Source organism: Vibrio sp. 1580, assembly GCF_033340055.1.
The window spans coordinates 302,305-324,618 of sequence record NZ_JAWOVT010000005.1; the positions used below are offsets into that span (position 1 = coordinate 302,305).

Genomic DNA, 22,314 nt, shown 5'->3' on the forward strand with positions numbered 1-22,314 from the left:
TACTCGCTTATTCTTTGATAGCTTATTGCGCATTCATCTCGGTGAGTTTATCGCCGACAGGTTTTGAGAAGTTAAAGCCATCATGCTGATCCCAGTTGATAGACCATGTCATTACTCCTGCATAATTCGGGTAATGGTACGCTGGTTTAACGGTGCCACATGAAGTGCCTTTGGTTAAACAATCTAGTGCGTTGATAATATTCTGTGTTGGAGCCTGCCCTGAATTTGCCGAGCTAGGACCTGAAGGTAAACCGATTGCGACTTGATCATCGCGCAATGGTGCAAATTGAGTGCCGTCGGCCAACTCAAAACCTTCGATAAGCATTTTAGATTGCGCTACCATCATATCCACAGAGCCTTCTGGTGCACTGCCTGGCAGGTATGGGTTTGGCAAACCGCCGTTGTTATATAACTGGACGTGAAGCAAGTCGAGCGTGCTGCGTGTCTCGTTAATCACAGGGATGTACGCCCCCCAAATACCGCTGTAAGCCACATAACCACCTTGAACATAAGGGTGCTCAGGCGCCATGGTTAGGTACATATCTCCACCCATGTTTTGCTCTATTTGAAGCAAAGCACGACCAAGGCGAGCTTGAATTTGCGAGCCATGAACTAAGTTAGAACCACTCTCTAAATCCACATCTAGACCATCAAAGCCCCACTCAGCGATAAGACCTGTTAGGCTAGAGACAAAGTTGGCTTCATCTTGGTCGGTATTCAGCGTAATCGTGCCTTCTGCGCCGCCAAGAGAGAGAACAAACTTCTTACCTTTAGCTTGAAGCGCTGCCATGTCCTGCTTGAATTGTGTTGGATCGAGTGCTGGACAATCGCTGTAAATATCGCCTGAATATAGATTAAAGTGCACAGTGCCATCACTGTTGCGATCATTTTCAGCAAAGGCAATATCAATCACATCCCAAGCATCTGCCATATCTGCTAGACGAATTGGACAGCCCGCACCATTTACAAAATTGTGCCAGTAACCGATGAGTTTATGGCGTTTCTCTACTTGCTCAACCACCGTTATTGCTGCGGCGTCAGACAGTGCATTGCTTCCTGACAAATCCACAGCTTGGGCGCTAACTGTAAAGTTACCAAGTGCAGTTGGTGTCCAGTTGGCTGTGTAAGGTGCTGTGGTATCGGTTGCAACAATAGAGCCGTTGATCATGAAATCAACGTGTTTAATGCCTGAAGTTAAAGACGTTGCATCGGCGCTTAATGCGAGACTTTTGCCTAATCCGACGGTTTGACCGCTGCTTGGTGAAGTCAGAGAGACGACCAAATCTTTATCGCTGACTTCCACACCAACCAGGGACTCTGACGTGTTGTTATCATTATCGGTTGCGACGGCTTTAAGCTGGTTAGCGCCAATAAGTGTGGCGTTCCAAGTAACGGAATATGGCGCTTGAGTGGTGACCCCTAAGCTGGTGTTGTTCGCAAAAAACTCAACTTGCGTGACTGTGCCATCAGCATCGCTTGCGTTTGCCGTGATTTCGTTATTGCTGCCAGCGAGCACGACTTGTCCATCCGTTGGTGCCGTAATGGTAACTTGCGGTGGTGTCGAACAAGCACCTAGGCCACTCCAAGCATCTTGCCAGTATAGCCCTTCACCAGGCTCGTAAGCCCATGTCGCATCCGAGGAGCACCAACCAGCAACATCACAACGATATTTTTGGTTGAAGTGAGAAATCAGGTCGCCAGCTTGATAACTTGTGCCTGCCACATAAGGTACTGCATCTGCACATCCGCCCGTTCCGGTTTCTGAATTACTAATAACCAGCGCTACTTCTTGGCTCATCGTTGCGAGGTTTGTATCATCAGTCGCTTGTGCTTTGAACGAGTATGTACCTGGACTAGCGGTCCATTGATATTCGTAAGGTGCGCTAGTATCAATGGCGACAGATTGATTGTTTACGAAGAACTCAACTTGTGTGACCACACCATCAATATCGTCAGCTTGAGCGGCTACGGTTAGGTTATCGCCTACATTAAGCACTTCTGTGCCTACTGGGCTTGTCAATGAAATGCTTGGTGGCGGTAATTCGACTTGTGGTTGAACTTGGATAGAAATCGTCGTGGTGCTAACAGCTCCCTCATTATCTGTCGCAATTGCGGTCAATTGCGAGATCCCTTCAATAGCTGTCCAAGAAGCTTCGAATGGTGCTTGAGTTACCACAGCAACGGTTTGGTTGCCTGCAACAAACTCAATTTGTGTGATTTGGCCATCTTCGTCAGTTGCGTTGGCTAACAAAGTGATCGCACTGCCTTCGGGAATTTGTGCGTTGTTTATTGGAGAGGAGAACGACACCGTTGGTGATAAATTGTTGCTTCCACCATCACATTGCCCTAACGCTTTCCATGCTTCCCAAGATCCTGAGTTGGTCACGGGATCATTGCCTTGCGTCCAATATGCAGCCTCATAAGCGGCTCCTTGCGTTTTTACTAAAGCGCCCGATGTATAAGTCGCAGTGCTGTCCCAGTCGGGTAAACTTTGACAGTTATAGGCTTGAGCTTGGTAGCTGGCGCTGAGTGCTACAACCATCGCTCCGTGAAGTAGGGTGACCTTCATTTTCCTCTCCTTGAATCATGGGTATAAATGAGAACAGAGTAATAACTAGCTGATAAATAGACATTAGGGGGAAAAAGCGAAGCACAATATTCTGCTTTTCGACACAGTATCACGAGGAACAGTTCGTCCCTTACACCAGAGCTCATTATTTTTCGGCTCACTTCACGGCAGAAGGATTGGTAAAATTCAGCCACGTAAAACGAACAACAGTCGCGAGGCTTTTGAGCGATGAATATGAGATGTACGTTAAAATTTACAAGCTGAATGACTACAAATTGTTTCAACTGTCGAGGATTTAACCGAGGTGCTCTTGTTGAATAGTGAATATTGCTATAGTGTACTAGTTAGCTAGTTCAATGATATTTTTGTGTGAGTAGTATGACACAGCAAACCTCTTCTCAGCCTCGCGAGCATTTTGGCTCTCGTCTCGGGTTCATCTTAGCTGCCGCAGGTGCCGCAGTTGGCCTTGGCAATATTTGGGGCTTCCCAACTCAAGCAGCCAGTAATGGTGGCGGTGCTTTCCTGTTAGTTTATTTGGTGATGATTCTTATCGTCGCATTTCCGATGCTGGTGGTTGAAATGGCGATTGGTCGCCATGGTCAAGCCAACCCTGTAGACAGTATGCGTGCAATCACAGATAACCCTGCCGGTAAAAAGCTCGGCGGCATTGTGGGTTGGATTGGTTTAAGCGTACCAAGCGCTGTCTTAGCGTTTTATTCAATTGTTGGTGGTTGGTTGATCTGCTTTTTACTGGGTGCAATCACAGATCTAATGGGGTTAGAAGCTGCAACTCAATGGCTAAAGGGCTTTAGTGTTGAACGTAACTTGTTCGGAACCATTACTTTTTATGTACTGACGATTCTCATCGTACAAGGTGGCGTAAAACAAGGTATTGAGAAGTGGTCCACACGTTTGATGCCAGCATTGTTTGTTTTGTTTGCTCTGCTATTTGCTTACATCATGACGCAAAACGGTGCGATGGAAGGTCTGAAACATTACCTAGTGCCGGATTTTGAAAAGGTATGGGACCGCAAGTTGATTCTTGCTGCAATGGGGCAGGGCTTCTTCTCGCTTACGATCGGTGGCTGTTCAATGCTGATTTATGGCTCTTACTTGAGTAAGAAAGAAAACCTACCAAAGATGGCGATGAACGTGACCATGGTAGATACTGCCGTTGCTTTCATTGCAGGATTAGTGGTGATGCCAGCGATGTTTGTGGCAATGCAAAAGGGCGTTCAGATCTATGCAGAAGATGGCTCTCTATTAAGCTCTGATACGTTGGTATTTACCGTATTGCCATTGATGTTTGATAGCTTAGGTTTGCTTGGTCAATTGTTCTCTATTGTGTTCTTCTTATTACTGACGATTGCGGCGCTAACGTCCTCCATTTCAATGTTAGAGTGTCCAGTGGCTTTAGTGAGTGAGCGCTTCAATACTAAGCGCAGCGCAACGAGCTGGGTTTTAGGTGGTCTCATTGCCTTGTTCAGTGTGGTGATTGTTTATAACTTTGGCGCTCTGTTTGGTATGGTCGCGACGGTTGCTACTCAGTATCTACAACCAACCGCTGCGCTCTTATTCTGCTTATTTGGTGGTTGGGTATGGAATCGCAACTCAAAAATCAAAGAGCTTGAGCAAGGTTGCCCGGAGTTTACGCAAGGTTGGTTTGGTAAGTTATGGCCTGCGTATGTGAAGTTTGTATGTCCAATTCTTGTGGCGACAGTCATCTGGGCTTCATTTGGCTAACCGAGACGTCTATCGAATAAAAGAAAAGGGCTTGATGGTAACTCATCAAGCCCTTTTTCATATTGGTTATTCTCGTTTCGGTTATCCGCCAAGCATGGTGTGGATTAACGGAATTGTCCTGCTTCTGGAAGAAAGTCAAAACCAGCAGAAGCCAGTTTTGTCTCCAGTGCTGTGCGCTCGATATCGAAGAAAGCCACCAGTTTGTCCAGATCACCTCCGAAGTCATCGCGTAGCTTCATATTCACAATGCTCATCAGCATGACAGGGTCCATGGATTCAAAGTTCGCTAGATTCATTACTTATCCTCAAAATCTGAAATCAGTAGGTTTGCCGCAGCAAATGCCGCTTTTTCACGCACTTCTTTAGGCAGGGACTCATCCGCTGCAACATCGTTCAGTGCTTTAACTGCACATGAAATTGCTTGGGGAATATAAGCTTGATCGCCACTACCAATCTGAGCATAAAGCTCACGAACCAGTTCACAACAGCCGTATACTTGCATGTTTTCTTTCCACTAAATGATAACTTATCTCAATATACACACAGCGGATTTGAAACTCAAAGTACAGAGTTGTTTTGGCTCAAGTTGAAGGTTTGCTTGAGCGAGATTTAATCACTGCATTTGTGCTTCTAACTGCTGAGTGACTTCTGGTGAAAGTTGAAGTTGTTTTGCTAGTTCTTGCAGATACGCTTTTTCCATAAAGTTTTGTTCATCAGCGACGATCAAAGACGCCAGGTAAATTTCTGACGCTTGTTGAGGAGAGGTCGCCTGATTAGCAATTTCAGCAGGATCAAGCGGTTTGTTTAACTCTTGCTGAACGAGGTGACGAACGTGCTCATCTGCGCCCATATCCGCGAGAGCTTGTTCAATGCGCGCCATTTCCTCTTCATCAACGTGACCATCAGCTTTTGCAGCTCCAATCATTGCTTTTAAAATTAAGACACTGTGTTTACTGTCATCGGGGTCAAAGGTTTCTTGAACACCTTGACCGGATTGCTTGGCTTGCCAGTCGTTATACACTTTGTAGGCCAAGGCTCCAAGCGCAGCTGCGCCACCGACTTTTAATGCGCTTGACCCTATTTTTTTAGTCATTTTTTTACTTTTCTTTGAGCCCATCAGCATACCGATGAGGCCTCCGCCTACAGCACCTGCTCCTAGCGTTTTTAGGCTACTTGAATTTGATGAGGATTTGATGTTGTTGGTTTGTTTGCCCAATGCATCTGCACCTTGCTTAAGTAAGTCTGATTTGAGTGCTTGGTTTAGAAGACTTTTTAAATCCATAACTGACCTCCTTTAGATGATGAAATCAGTTTAATAGCAAGAAGCTGAACCAAAGATTAACAAAGTGAATAGTTCGAAAAAGGTGGAGGGGGGCGTTGAGCTGTAATAAAAAGGGCTGACCGAAGCCAACCCTTTTTAACTATTTGAAACTACCTCAAATGCGAACTCGTCTAGTGCTTACTTTAGTTGAGCTTTTACGTGCTCAACAATGTCAGTCATTGCGACTGCTGTTTTCTCACCAGTAGCACGGTTCTTGTATTCGAAGTTGCCTTCTTTCATTGAGCGGTCACCGATAATAATTGTATGCGGTACACCAATAAGCTCCATGTCAGAGAACATTACGCCTGGGCGTTCTTTACGGTCGTCAAATAGCACTTCGATGCCCATTGCCGTTAGCTCAGCGTACAATTTCTCAGCGGCTTCTTTCACTTCTTCTGACTTGTGCATGTTCATTGGAACGATCGCTACCTGGAATGGTGCGATTGCATCTGGCCAGATGATGCCGTATTTGTCGTGGTTTTGTTCAATAGCAGCCGCTACTACGCGAGTGATACCGATACCGTAACAACCCATTTCTAGGATGACGTTCTTACCATCAGGACCCAGTACACCACAGTTCATCGCTGCGGAGTAAGCGTTACCTAGTTGGAAGATATGGCCAACTTCGATACCACGCTTAAGCTGGATAATGCCCTTGCCACATGGGCTTGGGTCACCTTCCACAACGTTACGTAGGTCTTCAACTTGGCCAAGCTCTACATCACGACCCCAGTTAATACCGAAGTAGTGTTTGCCATCGATGTTCGCGCCCGCACCGAAGTCGCTCATTACCGCAACGCTGCGGTCAACAATGAACGGCAGTTTAAGGCCAACAGGGCCAAGTGAACCAGGGCCTGCACCGATAAGCTCACGAATTTCTTCTTCAGATGCCATTTCCAGTGGAGCTGCAACCTGAGGAAGGTTTTCTGCTTTCACTTCGTTCAGTTCATGATCACCACGAATAATAAGCGCGATGATTGGCGCATCAACTTCGTCAGATGCTTTCACAAACAGTGTTTTCACTGTTTTTTCAATTGGTAGTTCGAACTGCTCAACCAATTCAGCGATTGTTTTCGCGTTTGGCGTATCAACCAAAGTCATTTCTTGTGTCGGTGCCGCAGCCTCAGAGGCTGGAGCTAGTGCTTCTGCTTTTTCAATGTTTGCCGCGTAATCTGACTCGCTAGAAAATGCGATGATATCTTCGCCGCTTTCAGCCAGTACGTGGAACTCTTGAGAGCCGCTACCACCGATAGCACCGCTATCTGCAAGTACAGGACGGTAATCCAGACCCATGCGATCGAATGCTTTACAGTAAGCATCGTGCATTGCGTCGTATGACTTTTGTAGTCCGTCTTTATCAATGTCAAAGCTGTACGCGTCCATCATTGAGAATTCACGTGAACGCATTACGCCAAAACGTGGGCGTCGTTCGTCACGGAATTTAGTTTGGATTTGGTACAGGTTTAGCGGAAGCTGTTTGTAAGAGCTCACTTCATTGCGAACAAGGCTAGTGATCACTTCTTCAGCGGTTGGGCTAAGTACAAACGGACGAACATGACGGTCAGTAAAGCGAAGTAGCTCAGGGCCCATCTTTTCGCTGCGGCCTGTCTCTTCCCATAGTTCAAACGGCTGAACAACGGGCATCAAAGTTTCGACTGCGCCTGCATTGTCGATTTCTTGACGAACGATGTTTTCGACTTTACGCAGTACACGTAGACCAGTAGGTAGCCAGGTGTATAAACCTGAAGCCAGCTTACGGATCATACCTGCACGTAGCATGAGCTGGTGGCTCACTACTTCTGCGTCGTTTGGAGTCTCCTTCAGAGTAGAAAGAAGATAATTACTGGTACGCATTAAATTTATCCGTTTATTTAAGTTAGATACTCAAGCTTGAATAAGCAGGAGTATGGGAGTTCCCTAAAGGGAAATTTGTTAGCCGTCTATAATATCAGCCAATTGCGTTTGTCAAAAGCTTTCAATAGCGGTAACCGTTATTAAGTTGCTTGTTGCTGTGAACTTTACGTTCAAGTCGAACAAATTTACCGCATATTCTTTGTCGTCCGGCTTGTTTTTCTTATATGCAGGGCGAGGATCTTGTGCCAGAACTTGTTCAATGACTGATCTTACATAGTCAGTATCGGATCGATTTTCTATCGTTGCTAATGCTTGAGCAGAAAAGGTGACTTGTGACTTTTCTGGCTCTTGGTCTGCGTATCCGCCTTGTGCTTCCGAAATAGAATCCGAATAGGGGATATAAGGCTTAATATCCACAATCGGTGTCCCATCCACGAGATCTACACTGCCTAAATCAAGATAGATTTGATCGCCTTGCTTAGTGACTCCTTTCACTTCAACGGCTGACATTCCGATTCCGTTTGGACGGAAAGTCGAGCGCGAGGCAAAGACACCAATTCGTTCATTGCCGCCTAATCGTGGCGGACGTACAGTTGGTTTCCAACCAGCTTCCAGGTTCTGATCAAATAGAAACAACAACCAAACGTGAGAGAACTGTTCTAGCCCACGCACTGCTTCAGGGCTATTTGCTGCACCTAACAGTTTTACGCGTGCTTTAGCCTCTGGTACTAAGCGTGGTTGGCGCGGAACTGCAAACTTTTCTTTGTACGGTGTCTCAATGACGCCGATGGGTTCGATGGAATACATGGTGGACATCTTTAAGAATTCATTGAGATGAAAAGTATCACAAATTTCTCTTGCTTTTCTTGTTGATAATGATTATTAATTAAAATGTTATAACATAACAATTTAATTGAAAGGAAAAGTATTATGAAACCAGGAATCCACCCTGAATATCGTCCTGTGGTGTTCCACGACACCAGTGTAGATAAGTACTTTGTCGTTGGTTCTACGTTGAAAACGGAGAGAACCATCGAATGGAAAGATGGCAAAACTTACCCTTACTTTACGTTAGATGTGTCGTCAGCTTCTCACCCGTACTACACCGGTAAACAGCGCGTTGTACAAACCGAAGGTCGCATTGCGAACTTCAACCGTCGTTTTGGTCAATTTAAGAGCGAAAAGGAATAAATCATGAAGGTAGTAAAATCATTAAAAAGTGCAAAAAGTCGTCATCCGGATTGTCAGATTGTAAAACGGAGAGGGCGTCTTTATGTCATTTGTAAAACGAACCCGAGATTCAAAGCTGTGCAAAAGTAATCAGCCTGCATATATCTAACTTATGGTTTTGTTTAATTGATAATGTTGAGTTAATTATCTTACATGGATGAAATATCTACATTTTTATTCAATGTTGGTTATAAATGCCTCTGTTAGTCACAGTTTGTAACATTTAGGGCTTTTATTTGACCTTCTACTCAAGTACCCTTCGCACGCTTTTTGACATTTTTGTCACATTTGCATAGGAATAAAAACAAGGAGGGAACAGATGAGTTCATCTGATTCAATTAAACAAAACTCGCCTAAGAAGCCGCTGTTTACGCGCTTTTTGGATACTGTCGAATATTTGGGGAACTTATTACCCCACCCGATCACACTATTTGCCATTTTCTGTTTAGCCATTCTGGTGATGTCGGGTATTGCAGGATACTTCGAAGTTTCCGTAGTTGATCCTCGTCCTGAGGGTGCAAAAGGTCGTGCCGCGGATGGCATGATTCATGTCGTTAGCTTGCTTAACGCTGATGGCCTTGAACTAATCGTTACCAATCTAGTGAAAAACTTTGTCGGCTTTGCACCTTTGGGTACGGTATTGGTTGCGATGTTGGGTGTTGCTATTGCTGAATACTCAGGCTTGCTATCTGCAGCAATGCGTGGCTTAGTCATGGGTGCATCACAACGCATGGTAACAGTGACGGTCGTTTTCGCGGGTATCATTTCAAATACGGCATCAGAGCTTGGCTATGTGGTACTTATTCCACTGGCTGCAATGCTGTTCCATTCTTTAGGTCGTCACCCACTTGCCGGTCTTGCTGCGGCGTTCGCTGGTGTATCTGGTGGTTACTCAGCAAACCTACTTATTGGTACGGTTGACCCGCTGTTGTCAGGCATTACTGAAACGGCGGCGCAAATGATTGACCCAACTTACACTGTTGGTCCAGAAGTTAACTGGTACTTCATGTTTGTGTCGACATTCTTCATTGCAATCACAGGTGCGTTTGTTACTGAAAAAATTGTTGAGCCAAAGCTTGGCAAATACAGTGAAGAAGAAGCCTCAGAAGATTTGTCGAACGACAAAATGGGTGGCTTAACAGACATTGAGAAGAAAGGCCTAAAACTAGCAGGTGTTGCTGTACTGGTTGTTTCAGCGCTGCTTGCTTGGACGGTTGTTCCAGAAGACGGTATTCTACGTTCTGATGCAGGTACAATTGCAGGTTCACCATTCCTGAAAAGTATCGTGGCATTCATCTTTGTGTTCTTTGCTATTCCAGGCTTTGTGTTTGGTAAAGTTGTTGGCACGATGAAGACGGATCGCGATGTAATTGATGCAATGGCGAAATCTATGTCTTCTATGGGCATGTACATTGTATTAGTTTTCTTTGCGGCTCAGTTCGTTGCTTTCTTTAAATGGACTAACTTCGGTCAGGTATTCGCGGTTGCTGGCGCTAGCTTCCTGCAAGAAATTGGCTTAACTGGTCCAATGTTGTTCTTTGCCTTCATCCTGATGTGTGGCTTTATCAACCTAATGATTGGTTCGGCATCGGCACAGTGGGCAGTAACGGCTCCGATTTTTGTTCCTATGTTGATGCTTGTTGGTTATGCACCGGAAACGATTCAGGCTGCTTACCGAATTGGTGACTCGACGACAAACATCATTACTCCAATGATGAGCTACTTTGGTTTGATTCTTGCCGTAGCGACTCGTTACATGAAGAACTTAGGTATCGGTACGCTGATCGCGACCATGCTACCTTACTCAATCTGCTTCATTGTAGGTTGGAGTGTGCTGTTCTACCTATGGGTATTCGTATTTGGTTTACCAGTAGGCCCTGGCGCAGCAACATACTACACACCGTAGCAAACGGTTACCTCACACAGCTCCATTATAAAAAGCCTGCGAACGTCGCAGGCTTTTTTATCGATTGAGACTGTGTACGCAGGCTTAGCTGATTATAGATGTCGGTTTATAGCTGAAAACGTATCAACAAAGGGCGATAAAAGTGCTGAGTGAGCCAGCACAAGCTTTTCCAAATTATGCGTTTGTACCAAGGTAAGTGCGCAATATAAACATAGCTAAATTCAATTTCTGGCCGGGCTTTTCTGTTGCGTTTAAAAGCCGGAGCGCCTGAGCTCATATTAAAGCGACGCTGGAATATCATTGCGTGGCGGATGGTATAGGCCGATATTCGACGATACAATGCGAGGCGTTGTGGCTTATTGATATCGTAGCCAAAAATTGGGCAAGTCATATCATTATCAATTTCTACAATGCCTAACGCAGCCAGCATCTCTTCTTGATAAAACAGTCCCACTAAATGTACTAATTTGTTCTGGCTCGCCTGTTTTAAATATTGGCTTGAAAACTGGATGTTATTGAGGCTGTATTTATCAAGGTAAAGCATGTCATATAACTCTTTGGCACGCTGAAATTCTTCATCAGTGGTCAGTGGCCTAAACTGCCAATCTTTATCATTAAGCAGTTTGAAGTCTTTCGTTAAATCTCGGTTGAAGCTGAACGCTTGCCAATCATCAAGTAAATACACTTGTCGTGTTACCAAGCTTTGCCATTTTGGCTGCTTCAATCGCTGAATTAAATGTAAATGCTGACGCTGGTTGAGGGAGCGAAGCACCAAGGGAAAGGTGGGGTATTGATCGAGTGCGACGCGACGCAGTTCATCGAGATTTAAGGCTGCCCATTGTTCGCTATACATATTGGTGGACAAGCACTGATTGTTGAGCGTTTGGACTTGATCCAATCCAGCCAGTGATAAGGTTGGTTTAGTCATATTAATAAGTAACTTACATACCCATCGAACAGCCACATTTTTGACTTTGTGAAGCTCTTCTTCGGCGTAGCCACTAAGCAGTGTCATAGGGGACACGGCATAACAGTTGTTTGGTATTTTTGGTGTTACGGAGTAGGGAATGGCAACATCATCGATATAGTAGCAACCAAAGCTTGCTGTGCATTCATCAATGGGATTCGACTGCATAAGAGTGATAAAGGTTTGATGCCATTCTTGAGAGGAAAGTGTCATGAGTTCAATGCCTCTCCATTCCACTCAATATCAACGGTAGAAGCGTCGCTCCACTTCGTCTTGTTCTGCCTAGCTAACCGGAGTAATTCAAACATACTCCGGATTTGGCTCCCGGCCGGTAAGTTATGCTGTTGCATCACATTCACTCCAGACCACCAATCTTGCCAAGTTCGAGCCTTGAACAGGGATAATCCACCTTCCGCGATGAGTGTTATTGGACCTAAATGATGCAATCGCTGCTTGGAAGGACTGGTAAACTCCATATTAGGAAGCAGTTGGTTGCATCGAGACGAGAGTAGGTGCAAACCACTGGTGGCTCTTGGGTTACATTCAATCACGTAGAGTTCATCTTGTGATTTGATGAAGTCAAACGACACTTGCCCATGATAAGTATGACGTTTACCAAAAGCTGCGATAAATGTATCTAGTCGTTCGCACGAGATCGGCTGAAAAGCACTGGCGGCCGAGCCGTTTACACAGTATTTCGGCACATAAGCTTGGTGTGCTTTAAGGTCACCATGTTCAAAAATGGCATAGTTACACACCGGAGTCCCATGGATTTTTTGTTGCTGAACCCAAGGGTAAAGGGGCGATATCGTGGCGGCAGAAATAGACTGAGTTGTCACATCTCTTATGACTTGCCCGCCAAACCGAGAGTAAACGGGCTTTAGAACGGTTCTCTTATTAATTTCAATCTCACTTTTATCAGCGACCAAACGAGTTTTTGGAAGTGTGATTTCTGGCAAACTTTGAAGCTGTTCAAAGACGGTCAACTTGTTGTGCAGGGCATTGAGTAGTCCCACATTGGGCAGAAAAAAATCTACTTCTGGGCATTGTTTGGCAACATGAGCCAAGTAATACACTTCTTCACAAGTGGGTATCACTATATCAATACGCATCTGAGTAATGATTTTTAGGATCTGCTGTTGATAGGTGGGAAACGCAAATCGAGGTGAAGCGGTGGGTATATAAGACTCGATACCTCGCAAAAACGATCCCAGAGGCTTTTTTAGCGAATCGGTGAGAATTACTTCATGCCCATGATGCATACACATGGTTGCCCACTCTAGTGCAACTGGTGCTCGGGCTCCGGTGATTAAGACCCGCATATGTTCACCACACGTCGTTGTTTATTCATTGGCGTCCAAATAGGCGCAGGGCGGTAACTAAATCTGACAGGATCAAGCCGCAATTGGTCAAACAACTTTATCAAGGCTTGGTGTATAACCCGATGGTGGTGAACATCCGCTTCAATTTGAATGGCTTGTGACCCTGTTTGGGTGATTCGGTAATCCACGCGACCTTTGGCAGATAGTGTTATAGCGCGGTAGATGAGATCTGGTAACACCGTAACTGGGACGTGGTTTGCGTTTAGCGTGAGGCGATCACCACATCGTCCGGCAATCGTGCCAAGAGGTTCAAATACGCCATTATCCTGTTTATTCTCAATAATATCGTCGAGCTGATAACGAATAATGGGCTGAGTTTTACGACGAAAATCGGTGATAATTGGGCTGTAATGAGTACGTTCGGTATTCAGCCAATGTTTTTCGATGTAAATAACATCCTGATTCCAGCGCATTTGTCCATGCTGATCAGTACATGCAAGAAAACCTTCGGTACATTGATAGACTTCATGGAGTTCGCTGTCGAACCGTTGAGAAATAAAGTGACGGTCACTCTCAGTTAGGACTTCTGCACCAGAAATGATCCGCTGTGGTTGAATTGCGGGTTGATCAAATTGACCGCTGAACTGGGCGCAGAGCTGAAGAGCTTGCGCACTACCAACCAAAAGCGTGGGTTGGAACTCATCCAACTCTTTTATCCATTCTTGGTAAGGTTTAGTTAAATCCGCATAAAAGAATGTGACAGGGCATTTCGCGACGGATTTATACAGTGGGCTGTTGGCGCGCAAGGCTAGCGCAATTCGGTGCTTTTGCCATAGGTTGGGCAACAGGCGAGCCAATATATTGCCAGCCCACAGTTGCGTTTCCTGTTTGTCAGCAAGAAACAACCCGCGCATGCCTGATGTGCCCGAAGAAAGCCCAACCGTAACATCGCCAACTTTCGAAGCGGCAAAGTTGCGTGACTGCTCTGCTTTGAGTGCCTGCTGCATTAACTGTTCAGCATCTAAGCCCTTCGTATTCAACTCTGAAAGGTTCTCCATCATGGTTTGCTTATTCATGATAGGGAAATCACTGAGTGGTGCACCTTGAAAAGAGCGGTAATACGGTGAATGACGGCATACCCAATCCAAGTGTTGCGTTAAGTGTTGTTGCTGCCATGTTTCGACTTGTTCCCTTGAGCCGAAGGGGCGGTAGCGGGTTCGCCAGAATTCTGAGATAAGCGTTCTCACTTCATCCATCCTTCTTTGATTAGCTGCTGGATAGTTTCCTGACAATGTGAAGGCACGAAGCGAACAAAGTGGTGGGTTTGTTGGTAGCAACTTCTCAACTCGGAGAGGGTGTTTTTATAGGCTTTTGTATCATCGCAAAGCATGTTCGCCAGCCAATGTTGATCGATATTTTCACTCAAGCTCTCGATTAACCAGCATGCATCGGCGAGTAAGAACAGCCAACTTTGGTCTCTTTTAACTAGCAAGCCCACTTGGCCAGCTGCATGGCCTGGCAAGCTAACCATATAAATAAATCCATCGTCGAACATGTCTTTACAGAGCAAATTAACACCTTGGCACTGAGGAAGAATTTGGCTGATTGGTACAGAAAAATCACTATGAATGAATAAGTTAGGTTCAAGCTGTGGAGGAAGTAGAGCTTTTAGGTATCCTTTTCTTACGCCTCCAATTCGACCACTTTTAGTAATTGCATCTACCCCTTTTTGTTGGCAATGCAATTGAGAGTGGGAAAACTCAGACACGGCAGCAATGTGATCAGCATGGAAGTGGGAGAGCACTAAGTGTTCAATATCATGAGGTTTGAGACTTTCTTTTGCTAACTGCGCAACAATTCCGTGTTCTTTTTTATAGCGACAAGGTGTTGTCCAAGCATAAAAACGTTCAGGGAAGGGGCGAGTCGCGCTAAAAAAATGCTCGTGATATCCCGTGTCAAACAGGATGTTGCCTTGTGTTGGGTGCTGAATTAACGCAACGGCTGCCGGAAATGCTCTAGGCTTGATACCAGAACCTGGTTTGACAACAAAGCCAGGGTGTACGCAGTGTCCAGCCTCAAAGATTTTTATTTTTAGACCAGTTTGCATACTGCTGTATTCCTTCTTGAATTGAAAAAAGCGGTTGGTAATTCAGTGTTTGTTTAGCCTTGCTGATATCCAGAGTTTGATGATAGTTAAACAATCCTGCGCTGTATGAGGTGAGCCTTGGTTCTGGCTGATGTGGTAAGTGCCTTCGTATTTGCTCACTGAGCTTTAATAATGGTGATACCACACCGTATGGTAATGATTGTAACGTTACTTTTAGGTTTAACCCCTCACATAAAGCTTGCAGAACAGTCTCAATTGGCATTGGTTTGTTGTTGGAAATGTTGAACACATCACCATGCTGAAGTCGGTCTGCCTGAGTGCAAGCGAGCATCGCTGCATGGGCAACGTTGTCGACATAGGTCAGATCAACCACAGGATTTCTACCCGATGGCAGAAGCAGAGTGTTGTTTTTTATCGCCTTAAGCACTCTTGGGATAATCGCGCGATCATTGGGTCCAAAAATGCCACGCGGTCTTAAAATGATCGCTTTACTTCGACCTTTTACGGCTTCAATTTCTGATAGATATTTTGTGTGTGCGTAATCATTACACCAGTATGAAGCTATGGCGTCGGTTTCTCGAATATTCCAACGGTCTTGATGGTCAAAGTAGACGCTGGTGGACGAAATATGGATAAAACGCGAGATTTGATGCGTATTAGCCGCATTGACGAGGTTTTTGGTGGCATCTACATTGGCTTGATAAAACGCCTGCCACTTTCCCCATGGGCTTGAGAAAGCGGCACAATGGATGATTGCATCCATACCTTGGCATACCGCATGAACTGCTGAGTGGTCTCTTAAATCGACTATATGGGGGATAACATCGAATTGCTCGGCGAGTTGTTTAGCGATGACTGTATTTCGTGCTGTAAAGTGCAGTTCATGCTGCTGGTGAAACATTCTCAGAATTGCACTACCCAACATCCCGCTGCCACCAGTGACCAATATCTTCATAGTTTTAGCACTCCCATCCCTAGTGACAACCCTGCGGCGGTGCCAGCTAATAACACATGTTTTCCTGCGGCTTCCGGCTGATTACGCAGCCAGTGTAAGTTAATTGGGAGTGAGGCGGCGACTTGGTTTCCCAAAGTCGAAAAGTGATTAACGGTTTTCTCTGTTGGTAGCCCGGTGAGTGAAGGCAGTTTTTTTAATCCATGCGCGCTGGCTTGATGAGGAAGAAAATAATCAATATCGCTGAATGTTACCGGAGAGGCGTCAAACCCTTTTTTTAGAAACGCTGGTAAGGCTTTACGCACATGTTTAAAGAGTGCTTTGCCCTCCATCTCAAACTGGCAACTTTTTAAATAGGCTTGATGCTCGGAGGTATGCGGATTGATATGACTACCTCCGCCCTTAATTTGACAAAATGAATACCCGGTATGATGCGTTTCAAAGTGACTGGTGAGCAATCCATCATCGTTGCGTTCTTCGAGCAAAAATGCGGCGGCACCGTCTGCGAATAGCGTTGCAACTTCTGGTTTGAGCGTAAAATTTCGATTCAGTGTGATGCCAGTGGCGAGTTCGCTGGTGACAATAAGAATCCGACGGTATCGTTTTGCTAAGAATAGACTCTGAGCAAGATCAAGCGCAGAGAGAAAGGATAAACAGGTGCTGTTCAAATCAAAGCTTTCTAGCCATGTTGGAGCGTCTAACGCGGCGAGAACCGCTGAGGCGTCGTAGGGTAGAGACTGGTGGTGTGTGCCGCTAGCGTAGATAAGAAGATCAACGGAGCTTAAGGTATGTGTGTTTCCTAAACACTGCTCTATTGCCTGCACTGCCATGTAAATAGCGGTCTCTTTTGTATTGGCTACATGACGATATTCAACGTCGAATTTATTTCGGCAGGTCCCTGGCGCTAATTTTAGGAAGCGATCCATCTCTCGATCAGACCATTGATTCGTTGGCAGGTAGCTTCCACTGGAAACGATGTTAAAGCCCATTATTCTCTATACACTTATTAAAAACGTCGTTCAAAATAAACCACGTTGCATATTGAAGCTATGGTGAGCGAGATGAAAAATAAACAGAACAAAACAAATGGGAGTAAGAGCACGCTTTGGGTGCAATGCTGAGAATGAATTTTCAGGAATGAGCCAGGCTTTTATTTGCTGGCTCAATATGAATAGAGTGAGGGTTACTTCTTAAATTTCGCCAAAATACGATCCAAATGGTTTGCAAATTCGCGTCGATCGGTTTGAGAAAGTGCGGCGGGCCCACCTGTCTGAATTCCGCTTGAACGCATGGTTTCCATAAAGTCGCGGATATTTAGGCGAGCTTTGATGGTGTCTTTTGTATAGAGCTCGCCACGAGAACTGAGGGCTTGAGCGCCTTTAGAGATAACCTCATCTGCAAGCGGAATATCTGACGTGATCACCAAATCGTTGGCTTCTACACGCTTGACGATTTCGTTGTCTGCGATGTCAAATCCCGCAGGGACTTGTAGCGAGTGGATGTTGTCTCTTTTCGGCACAGGGACAACGTGGTTAGCGACAAACGTACATTCAATCCCCGTACGCTCGGCGGCACGCACAATGGTTTCGCGAATAACTTTCGGACACGCGTCTGCATCTACCCATAACTTCATGATGATTTCTCACTGAGTTTCGCTTCTAACTCTTCAATACGAATGGCTAGCATTTTTACGGTGTGTTCTAGGGCTTCAAGACGATCATTATCGGTGTGGTGTTGTGCTGCGATTTCAACCTTGGGTACGCGTTGAGCACTCTTCCAACTTTTTATTGCGGTGATTAACGCTGGCATTGGAACTGGCGTTTTCAATCGTGCTTTCACTAACGCTACGGTTGGCTCTTTTCCTTGTTGTTGCAACTGTTCCATTGCCGCTTCTAATTCTTTAGTAACGTCTTGAGTTAACATTTTTAATCCTTAACAACGATATATCTATCATCATACGTTGAGTGCGCTAATTTGGCGAATGGCATTTTGGAGAGTGTAGTGTGAGAGATCTCTTACATAGGTTGTGAGAGAAAACGATTTCGTAAGCGGAAAAAGAGAAGCTGAAGAGCTTAAGTTTCTGATAAATAATGATTTAACAACTTGTTAACCAATGTGAGAGCCAAATATTTATCTTAGATAGATTGTCTATTTTTGGAAAAGGCGTAAATTGAGAGTTGTCAGCAGGAAGCAGACATGGAACAGGAAAGCACCAAGGATTTGGTTATCGTCAGGAAGACGATTTGGTTGGTCAGGATGATTAATCAAGCATGGAGCGTAGGACATTGTAAGGATACGATCATCAATAGGATGTTGATGACTAAGGATAGACAATGGACCCCTCTAGGATTGAGGTTATGGACAGCATCAGGAAGATGCAAGGGACACCGCTCAAGGAACAAGTGACGTGTGCTAACGAGGAATGTTAGCAGTCAGGATGATAAGGACACCGCTAGGACGGCGACGTAAGGAATAAGCTGACGGAATCAGCCACTATTATGGATGATGCATGGAGCACTTTTAGTAGCCGGACTGCTGCGAGTAAGACCATGACCCCGATACTTATGTGTCGGGGTCTTTCTTATATAAAAACGATATCCAGTGTTCTCATTGAATTAAGCATCTCGATGTTATTTGGGGATATCAATATCACAAAATATATAAATTCCTAATAACACTTAATAAAAAACAACTCAGATCAATATCCTTTCCAACCAGTTGGTTTAACTTTCGGCTTCTCTACAAGGTGTTATGCCCGCAATCATTGAGCATGTTCAGCTCATCGAGTTTGTGATCTGCGGATAGATTAAGTTTGTTGTAATCAAGGAACAGATGTGGCCATAGTAACCAGAAGAATGCTTCTTCTACCCTACAATGAGTCGTTGCAACTAGAATTCGTCATGCTGAATTGCTGTGCGAAAAACCGTGCTGAATTGAATGGTCCGTATACAGTTGCGTCTGCCAAACAGATGTTTGAGAAAATACTGGATGATGAGAACATTTATAGTATGGCAGTGCTAGAGAGCACCAGTCGTGACTATATGGGGCACGTGTTCATTGCTAATCTCGATTCCGAACCTGAATTAGGTTTTATTTTTGATAAATCATATTGGGGTAAAGGGTTAGCAACAGAAGCACTAAAAGCATTTTTCCCCAAAGCGTGCCGTGAGTTGGGCTTGAATAAGGTGAAAGCTAACGTGAATAGCAATCATCAAGCTTCTATGGCGGTACTGAAAAAGCTGGGATTTGTTGAAACAAAAGAAAGTAAGGATATATATGGTCCTTACTTTGAAATGGAATTTACAAGCGATGCGGTGGTAGGTGAAAGTTCTGCGGCCTGAAACCGACCATGGTTAACTCTCCTTGGTAGCAATCGTCACCAAGAGATGAAAACTCAAATTGATACACCGTATGCCAACGCCAGACTCCGTCTGGCGTTTTTAGTTTATGGGCACCAAAGGCGATGCTGATTAATTGGAGATCCAATTGCTCACATTTACGCGTGATGGCCGCTTTTGCGAGTTCGGCTTGGCGACGCTGTTGCCAAAACAGGTAACAGAAAAAGCAGAGCCCTAAAATTGCTAAAAGATCACCAATCATTCCTGAACCTTTCTTAGCTTTTTGTTGTTTGTTGTAAGCTTACTAGCGCATTTGCTAGTTCCTCTGATGGGTTTGAATGCAGTAAAGGCAATAACACCATTCTTAACTCTGGCAGCATCACTAAATCGGCAAATAACTGATTAAATAGGGCTTGATTACCGGTTTGAGCTAAACGCAGCAAAAACTGTTCTGCTACCTTTTCATTGGCGAGTAAGTGCCAAGCGCGACCCGCCACACCAATCAATACCTCCTGATGGCTTAAACGAGGGCTATGCAATATCGCATCTAATACTGGAGAGGCGACTTCTGTTGGTGCACCAGCAAGGGCTCGGATAAGTGCTGAAAGTAGGAAGAGATCAGGTTCGCTACTTGCGATTTCTTGCTGTGCCTTTTCCGCGATACGTTCTGCTAAACGCTCTTGAAGCTCTACGTGCTCAAGCGCACCTAATAGGGCATAAAGTGGCTCATTTGGTAGGTGGTTCAACGCTTTGCGTATCATTACCCCGTTTTGCTCTTTGTCCAGGCGAGCGGCTATGTCTGTGATACCTTGCAGACCTACAGTTTGCCAATTATCCCAGCCTAAACCTCCAGAGAAGTAATGCTGGGTATGCTCGTAATATTGGCTGGTAGGAAGATTGAGGTTTGCGCGGACCTGGCTATGAAACACGGCCATTTTATCTTCGGAAGGTTTGAAAGTGTATGGGTTGTTAGACAGCTTTTGCTGTTGCTCTTCAGTGATATCATCATTGAGGCGTGTTCCCATAGCCTCCACTACGTATTTAATGAAATTGCCGATATCCGCTTGCTTTAACAAACCGCGCTCGTCCAATTCAAACTTTAGAAACCAAATCCAAGGTTGCTTTTGTTCATTCCAGTACGCGATGGCAAGGTGTGCTTTACGTTGCATTGGAAATGGGTAAGGTGCTTGACCTTTTTCTACATCGATAAACTCTTTCTTAGCGATGGTTTTGATACGGCGACCAAGATCGAAGATTTGATAATCACAGTGGCTGTTGTTCAACAGTTGAGTGAGGGTTTGAATGTTTTCCATTAAATACGACGTCCTAACGTTCTTTTCACAAGAAATGGTATCATTCTCGGCTAATTCAAGGTTCGAGATAGAATTAATGGTAACAAATACTCAATTGGTCGACTTACTTCACCAACTTGAAGCGCAGCTTAGAGAGCATAAATTGTGGCAATACACTATGCCTTCAGAGCAAGCCTTACAAAGTACGGAGCCATTTGCGATTGATACATTGCACCCTCATGAGTGGTTGCAGTGGATCTTTATAGCCAGAATGCACGCACTAGTGAAAAATAACCAACCACTGCCAAGAGGGTTTTCTCTCGAGCCCTATTTTTCGGAAGCGTGGAAGCAGGAACCGCAGTTCGCCGAGCTGCTCGTTACAATCCGAACCATTGACGAACTGTGTAAGTAAACGAATGCTAGAACAAGAACTAACGCGATCTTCAGAACCAGTTGAGCTGGAGATCGTTTATCAGGATGAATATTTTGTATCGGTCAACAAGCCTGCAGGCATGTTAGTGCATCGCAGTTGGTTAGATAAACACGAAACTCAGTTTGTCATGCAAACTTTGCGTGACCAAATTGGTCAGCATGTGTTCCCATTGCATCGTCTGGATCGCCCAACATCTGGTGTGCTCGTGTTTGCGTTGTCGAGTGAAGTCGCATCACAAGTCATGCCGATGTTTGCTGAACATAAAATGGAAAAGACATACCACGCAATAGTACGCGGTTGGATTGAGGAAGAGGGCGTTTTGGATTACGCGCTCAAAGTCGAGTTAGACAAGATTGCGGATAAGTTCGCTTCACAAGAAAAAGAGGCGCAAGAAGCGGTGACGGAATATAAGCCGTTGGCTAAAGTGGAGGTTCCCTATTCGACGGGTAAATTTCCTACAACGCGTTATTGCTTAGTTGAGATGAAACCTAAAACGGGGCGTAAGCACCAACTTCGTCGTCATATGGCACATCTACGCCATCCGATCGTGGGTGATACAACGCACGGGGATGGAAAGCACAACAAGCTGTATCGCACAGAGTTTGAATCTCATCGTCTGCTACTGCATGCTTCAGAGTTACGGTTCGTCCATCCATTTACCGATCAAGAGATTGTCATGACGGCCAATCTTGATGAAACTTGGCAGCAATTGTTCACTCGATTTGAGTGGGATGAATCGATGATCAACCGACAATCGGCGTAGTTAGATCTAGATAATGATTGAGTACAAATAAAAAGGGTTAGCATCAATGCTAACCCTTTTTTAATATTTAAGACTTAACGTTTACTTTAGTTTTTCAAGATCCGCTTCGATCTCTGCGATCTTACTCGAAACGACTTTTTCTAAATGACGAAGGTCTGAAAGAATTTTCTCTTTTACATCAACCTCAGGTTGTTTCGTTGGCTTAGTGATTTTATTCAGTTCATCAATGACTAATGTGAGGTTACGGTTGATTTCCGTTACTTCTTTATATTTGTGACTGCCACTATCAACAAGAACATTTTTGATTTGGCGTGGGTATTTGAATTTAACGCTTTTAGCGAATAGTTCGCCTTTTTGCTTGTGGAAATAGATCTTGAGTACGTCTTTGTGTGCTTCTTGGCGTAGGGAATAACGTTCAATCTGCTTAGGGTCGTGAATACCCAAACCAGTGAGGTGGGGATACATAGGCTACCTCTATTACATCGAATTGATATTGATATAACTGTAGCAGCCTATG

24 protein-coding genes are annotated in these 22,314 nt (G+C 44.8%); 7 read left to right on the forward strand and 17 right to left on the reverse strand.

What is annotated here, in order from left to right; genetic code table 11:
- Nucleotides 1-22: 22 nt before the first annotated feature.
- The gene (locus tag R7093_RS10630; protein WP_053304077.1) at nucleotides 23-2,569 is read right to left on the reverse strand and encodes an Ig-like domain-containing protein; all 2,547 of its coding nucleotides are present in this window, start codon (nucleotides 2,567-2,569) and stop codon (nucleotides 23-25) included.
- Nucleotides 2,570-2,947: 378 nt separating this feature from the next.
- On the opposite strand from R7093_RS10630, the gene R7093_RS10635 reads away from it, so the two are divergent.
- Nucleotides 2,948-4,312 (forward strand): sodium-dependent transporter, encoded by a 1,365-nt coding sequence (locus tag R7093_RS10635; protein ID WP_005391763.1) that lies wholly within the window; start codon nucleotides 2,948-2,950, stop codon nucleotides 4,310-4,312.
- A 104-nt stretch (nucleotides 4,313-4,416) separates the two neighbouring features.
- Here R7093_RS10635 and R7093_RS10640 read toward each other — a convergent pair whose 3' ends face one another.
- The 5 genes from R7093_RS10640 to tsaA all read right to left on the reverse strand — a co-directional run bounded on the left by R7093_RS10640 (nucleotide 4,417) and on the right by tsaA (nucleotide 8,294).
- Nucleotides 4,417-4,608 (reverse strand): DUF4250 domain-containing protein, encoded by a 192-nt coding sequence (locus R7093_RS10640; protein ID WP_005380289.1) that lies wholly within the window; start codon nucleotides 4,606-4,608, stop codon nucleotides 4,417-4,419.
- Nucleotides 4,608-4,814, reverse strand: coding sequence for a YaeP family protein (locus R7093_RS10645; protein WP_005391765.1), 207 nt, complete (start codon nucleotides 4,812-4,814; stop codon nucleotides 4,608-4,610). The genes R7093_RS10640 and R7093_RS10645 overlap by 1 nt, the downstream gene beginning before the upstream one ends.
- Nucleotides 4,815-4,925: 111 nt before the next feature.
- Nucleotides 4,926-5,594, reverse strand: coding sequence for a tellurite resistance TerB family protein (locus tag R7093_RS10650; protein ID WP_005380291.1), 669 nt, complete (start codon nucleotides 5,592-5,594; stop codon nucleotides 4,926-4,928).
- A 177-nt stretch (nucleotides 5,595-5,771) separates the two neighbouring features.
- Nucleotides 5,772-7,487, reverse strand: coding sequence for a proline--tRNA ligase (locus R7093_RS10655; protein ID WP_054577581.1), 1,716 nt, complete (start codon nucleotides 7,485-7,487; stop codon nucleotides 5,772-5,774).
- Nucleotides 7,488-7,598: 111 nt separating this feature from the next.
- Nucleotides 7,599-8,294 (reverse strand): tRNA (N6-threonylcarbamoyladenosine(37)-N6)-methyltransferase TrmO, encoded by a 696-nt coding sequence (gene tsaA, locus R7093_RS10660; protein ID WP_005380294.1) that lies wholly within the window; start codon nucleotides 8,292-8,294, stop codon nucleotides 7,599-7,601.
- A gap of 123 nt (nucleotides 8,295-8,417) precedes the next feature.
- Between tsaA and R7093_RS10665 the strand changes: the two genes are divergently transcribed.
- The 3 genes from R7093_RS10665 to R7093_RS10675 all read left to right on the forward strand — a co-directional run bounded on the left by R7093_RS10665 (nucleotide 8,418) and on the right by R7093_RS10675 (nucleotide 10,623).
- Nucleotides 8,418-8,678, forward strand: coding sequence for a type B 50S ribosomal protein L31 (locus R7093_RS10665; protein WP_005380295.1), 261 nt, complete (start codon nucleotides 8,418-8,420; stop codon nucleotides 8,676-8,678).
- 3 nt (nucleotides 8,679-8,681) lie between these two features.
- The gene (ykgO, locus tag R7093_RS10670; protein WP_005380299.1) at nucleotides 8,682-8,807 is read left to right on the forward strand and encodes a type B 50S ribosomal protein L36; all 126 of its coding nucleotides are present in this window, start codon (nucleotides 8,682-8,684) and stop codon (nucleotides 8,805-8,807) included.
- Nucleotides 8,808-9,036: 229 nt separating this feature from the next.
- Nucleotides 9,037-10,623 carry an AbgT family transporter gene (locus tag R7093_RS10675; protein WP_005380301.1) on the forward strand — a complete coding sequence of 529 codons (1,587 nt, stop codon included), beginning with the start codon at nucleotides 9,037-9,039 and terminating at the stop codon, nucleotides 10,621-10,623.
- Nucleotides 10,624-10,729: 106 nt separating this feature from the next.
- On the opposite strand, the gene R7093_RS10680 is transcribed toward R7093_RS10675, so the two are convergent.
- The 8 genes from R7093_RS10680 to R7093_RS10715 all read right to left on the reverse strand — a co-directional run bounded on the left by R7093_RS10680 (nucleotide 10,730) and on the right by R7093_RS10715 (nucleotide 17,894).
- Nucleotides 10,730-11,803 carry a hypothetical protein gene (locus tag R7093_RS10680; RefSeq protein ID WP_318146649.1) on the reverse strand — a complete coding sequence of 358 codons (1,074 nt, stop codon included), beginning with the start codon at nucleotides 11,801-11,803 and terminating at the stop codon, nucleotides 10,730-10,732.
- Complete coding sequence (locus R7093_RS10685; protein WP_213917206.1) at nucleotides 11,800-12,912, reverse strand: ATP-grasp domain-containing protein; 1,113 nt, start codon at nucleotides 12,910-12,912, stop codon at nucleotides 11,800-11,802. The genes R7093_RS10680 and R7093_RS10685 overlap by 4 nt, the downstream gene beginning before the upstream one ends.
- Nucleotides 12,900-14,168 carry a F390 synthetase-related protein gene (locus R7093_RS10690; RefSeq protein ID WP_318146650.1) on the reverse strand — a complete coding sequence of 423 codons (1,269 nt, stop codon included), beginning with the start codon at nucleotides 14,166-14,168 and terminating at the stop codon, nucleotides 12,900-12,902. The genes R7093_RS10685 and R7093_RS10690 overlap by 13 nt, the downstream gene beginning before the upstream one ends.
- On the reverse strand, nucleotides 14,156-15,019 hold the full coding sequence (locus R7093_RS10695) for an MBL fold metallo-hydrolase (RefSeq protein WP_005380307.1): 864 nt from the start codon (nucleotides 15,017-15,019) through the stop codon (nucleotides 14,156-14,158). The genes R7093_RS10690 and R7093_RS10695 overlap by 13 nt, the downstream gene beginning before the upstream one ends.
- On the reverse strand, nucleotides 14,988-15,974 hold the full coding sequence (locus R7093_RS10700; protein ID WP_318146651.1) for an NAD(P)-dependent oxidoreductase: 987 nt from the start codon (nucleotides 15,972-15,974) through the stop codon (nucleotides 14,988-14,990). The genes R7093_RS10695 and R7093_RS10700 overlap by 32 nt, the downstream gene beginning before the upstream one ends.
- Nucleotides 15,971-16,960: a ketoacyl-ACP synthase III gene (locus R7093_RS10705; RefSeq protein ID WP_186584723.1), complete on the reverse strand. Its 990-nt coding sequence runs from the start codon at nucleotides 16,958-16,960 to the stop codon at nucleotides 15,971-15,973. The genes R7093_RS10700 and R7093_RS10705 overlap by 4 nt, the downstream gene beginning before the upstream one ends.
- A gap of 194 nt (nucleotides 16,961-17,154) precedes the next feature.
- Nucleotides 17,155-17,604: a YaiI/YqxD family protein gene (locus R7093_RS10710; protein ID WP_005380310.1), complete on the reverse strand. Its 450-nt coding sequence runs from the start codon at nucleotides 17,602-17,604 to the stop codon at nucleotides 17,155-17,157.
- Nucleotides 17,601-17,894, reverse strand: a complete 294-nt coding sequence (locus R7093_RS10715; protein ID WP_033905520.1) for a hypothetical protein — start codon at nucleotides 17,892-17,894, stop codon at nucleotides 17,601-17,603. The genes R7093_RS10710 and R7093_RS10715 overlap by 4 nt, the downstream gene beginning before the upstream one ends.
- A 932-nt stretch (nucleotides 17,895-18,826) precedes the next feature.
- On the opposite strand from R7093_RS10715, the gene R7093_RS10720 reads away from it, so the two are divergent.
- Nucleotides 18,827-19,312: a GNAT family N-acetyltransferase gene (locus R7093_RS10720; RefSeq protein ID WP_005380314.1), complete on the forward strand. Its 486-nt coding sequence runs from the start codon at nucleotides 18,827-18,829 to the stop codon at nucleotides 19,310-19,312.
- Here the strand turns inward: R7093_RS10720 and R7093_RS10725 are convergent.
- Both R7093_RS10725 and R7093_RS10730 read right to left on the reverse strand, forming a co-directional pair.
- Nucleotides 19,272-19,571 carry a DUF3301 domain-containing protein gene (locus tag R7093_RS10725; protein WP_005380315.1) on the reverse strand — a complete coding sequence of 100 codons (300 nt, stop codon included), beginning with the start codon at nucleotides 19,569-19,571 and terminating at the stop codon, nucleotides 19,272-19,274. The genes R7093_RS10720 and R7093_RS10725 overlap by 41 nt on opposite strands.
- A 13-nt stretch (nucleotides 19,572-19,584) precedes the next feature.
- Nucleotides 19,585-20,622 (reverse strand): DUF3549 family protein, encoded by a 1,038-nt coding sequence (locus R7093_RS10730; protein ID WP_054728427.1) that lies wholly within the window; start codon nucleotides 20,620-20,622, stop codon nucleotides 19,585-19,587.
- A 76-nt stretch (nucleotides 20,623-20,698) separates the two neighbouring features.
- Here R7093_RS10730 and R7093_RS10735 point away from each other — a divergent pair, with 76 nt between their 5' ends.
- Together R7093_RS10735 and truC are read left to right on the forward strand one after the other, a co-directional pair.
- On the forward strand, nucleotides 20,699-21,013 hold the full coding sequence (locus R7093_RS10735) for a YqcC family protein (RefSeq protein ID WP_086047155.1): 315 nt from the start codon (nucleotides 20,699-20,701) through the stop codon (nucleotides 21,011-21,013).
- Nucleotides 21,014-21,017: 4 nt separating this feature from the next.
- Nucleotides 21,018-21,797, forward strand: coding sequence for a tRNA pseudouridine(65) synthase TruC (gene truC, locus R7093_RS10740; protein WP_318146652.1), 780 nt, complete (start codon nucleotides 21,018-21,020; stop codon nucleotides 21,795-21,797).
- Between the two features lie 81 nt (nucleotides 21,798-21,878).
- Here truC and R7093_RS10745 read toward each other — a convergent pair whose 3' ends face one another.
- Complete coding sequence (locus R7093_RS10745; RefSeq protein WP_005380322.1) at nucleotides 21,879-22,262, reverse strand: DUF3461 family protein; 384 nt, start codon at nucleotides 22,260-22,262, stop codon at nucleotides 21,879-21,881.
- Nucleotides 22,263-22,314: the final 52 nt, after the last annotated feature.

Excerpts from the sequence above, each read along its gene's own strand:
- R7093_RS10630 (WP_053304077.1), bottom strand. The coding sequence starts at position 2,569 with ATGAAGGTCACCCTACTTCACGGAGCGATGGTTGTAGCACTCAGCGCC.
- R7093_RS10635 (WP_005391763.1), top strand. The coding sequence starts at position 2,948 with ATGACACAGCAAACCTCTTCTCAGCCTCGCGAGCATTTTGGCTCTCGT.
- R7093_RS10640 (WP_005380289.1), bottom strand. The coding sequence starts at position 4,608 with ATGAATCTAGCGAACTTTGAATCCATGGACCCTGTCATGCTGATGAGC.
- R7093_RS10645 (WP_005391765.1), bottom strand. The coding sequence starts at position 4,814 with ATGCAAGTATACGGCTGTTGTGAACTGGTTCGTGAGCTTTATGCTCAG.
- R7093_RS10650 (WP_005380291.1), bottom strand. The coding sequence starts at position 5,594 with ATGGATTTAAAAAGTCTTCTAAACCAAGCACTCAAATCAGACTTACTT.
- R7093_RS10655 (WP_054577581.1), bottom strand. The coding sequence starts at position 7,487 with ATGCGTACCAGTAATTATCTTCTTTCTACTCTGAAGGAGACTCCAAAC.
- tsaA (WP_005380294.1), bottom strand. The coding sequence starts at position 8,294 with ATGTATTCCATCGAACCCATCGGCGTCATTGAGACACCGTACAAAGAA.
- R7093_RS10665 (WP_005380295.1), top strand. The coding sequence starts at position 8,418 with ATGAAACCAGGAATCCACCCTGAATATCGTCCTGTGGTGTTCCACGAC.
- ykgO (WP_005380299.1), top strand. The coding sequence starts at position 8,682 with ATGAAGGTAGTAAAATCATTAAAAAGTGCAAAAAGTCGTCATCCGGAT.
- R7093_RS10675 (WP_005380301.1), top strand. The coding sequence starts at position 9,037 with ATGAGTTCATCTGATTCAATTAAACAAAACTCGCCTAAGAAGCCGCTG.
- R7093_RS10680 (WP_318146649.1), bottom strand. The coding sequence starts at position 11,803 with ATGACACTTTCCTCTCAAGAATGGCATCAAACCTTTATCACTCTTATG.
- R7093_RS10685 (WP_213917206.1), bottom strand. The coding sequence starts at position 12,912 with ATGCGGGTCTTAATCACCGGAGCCCGAGCACCAGTTGCACTAGAGTGG.
- R7093_RS10690 (WP_318146650.1), bottom strand. The coding sequence starts at position 14,168 with ATGGATGAAGTGAGAACGCTTATCTCAGAATTCTGGCGAACCCGCTAC.
- R7093_RS10695 (WP_005380307.1), bottom strand. The coding sequence starts at position 15,019 with ATGCAAACTGGTCTAAAAATAAAAATCTTTGAGGCTGGACACTGCGTA.
- R7093_RS10700 (WP_318146651.1), bottom strand. The coding sequence starts at position 15,974 with ATGAAGATATTGGTCACTGGTGGCAGCGGGATGTTGGGTAGTGCAATT.
- R7093_RS10705 (WP_186584723.1), bottom strand. The coding sequence starts at position 16,960 with ATGGGCTTTAACATCGTTTCCAGTGGAAGCTACCTGCCAACGAATCAA.
- R7093_RS10710 (WP_005380310.1), bottom strand. The coding sequence starts at position 17,604 with ATGAAGTTATGGGTAGATGCAGACGCGTGTCCGAAAGTTATTCGCGAA.
- R7093_RS10715 (WP_033905520.1), bottom strand. The coding sequence starts at position 17,894 with ATGTTAACTCAAGACGTTACTAAAGAATTAGAAGCGGCAATGGAACAG.
- R7093_RS10720 (WP_005380314.1), top strand. The coding sequence starts at position 18,827 with ATGCTTCTTCTACCCTACAATGAGTCGTTGCAACTAGAATTCGTCATG.
- R7093_RS10725 (WP_005380315.1), bottom strand. The coding sequence starts at position 19,571 with ATGATTGGTGATCTTTTAGCAATTTTAGGGCTCTGCTTTTTCTGTTAC.
- R7093_RS10730 (WP_054728427.1), bottom strand. The coding sequence starts at position 20,622 with ATGGAAAACATTCAAACCCTCACTCAACTGTTGAACAACAGCCACTGT.
- R7093_RS10735 (WP_086047155.1), top strand. The coding sequence starts at position 20,699 with ATGGTAACAAATACTCAATTGGTCGACTTACTTCACCAACTTGAAGCG.
- truC (WP_318146652.1), top strand. The coding sequence starts at position 21,018 with ATGCTAGAACAAGAACTAACGCGATCTTCAGAACCAGTTGAGCTGGAG.
- R7093_RS10745 (WP_005380322.1), bottom strand. The coding sequence starts at position 22,262 with ATGTATCCCCACCTCACTGGTTTGGGTATTCACGACCCTAAGCAGATT.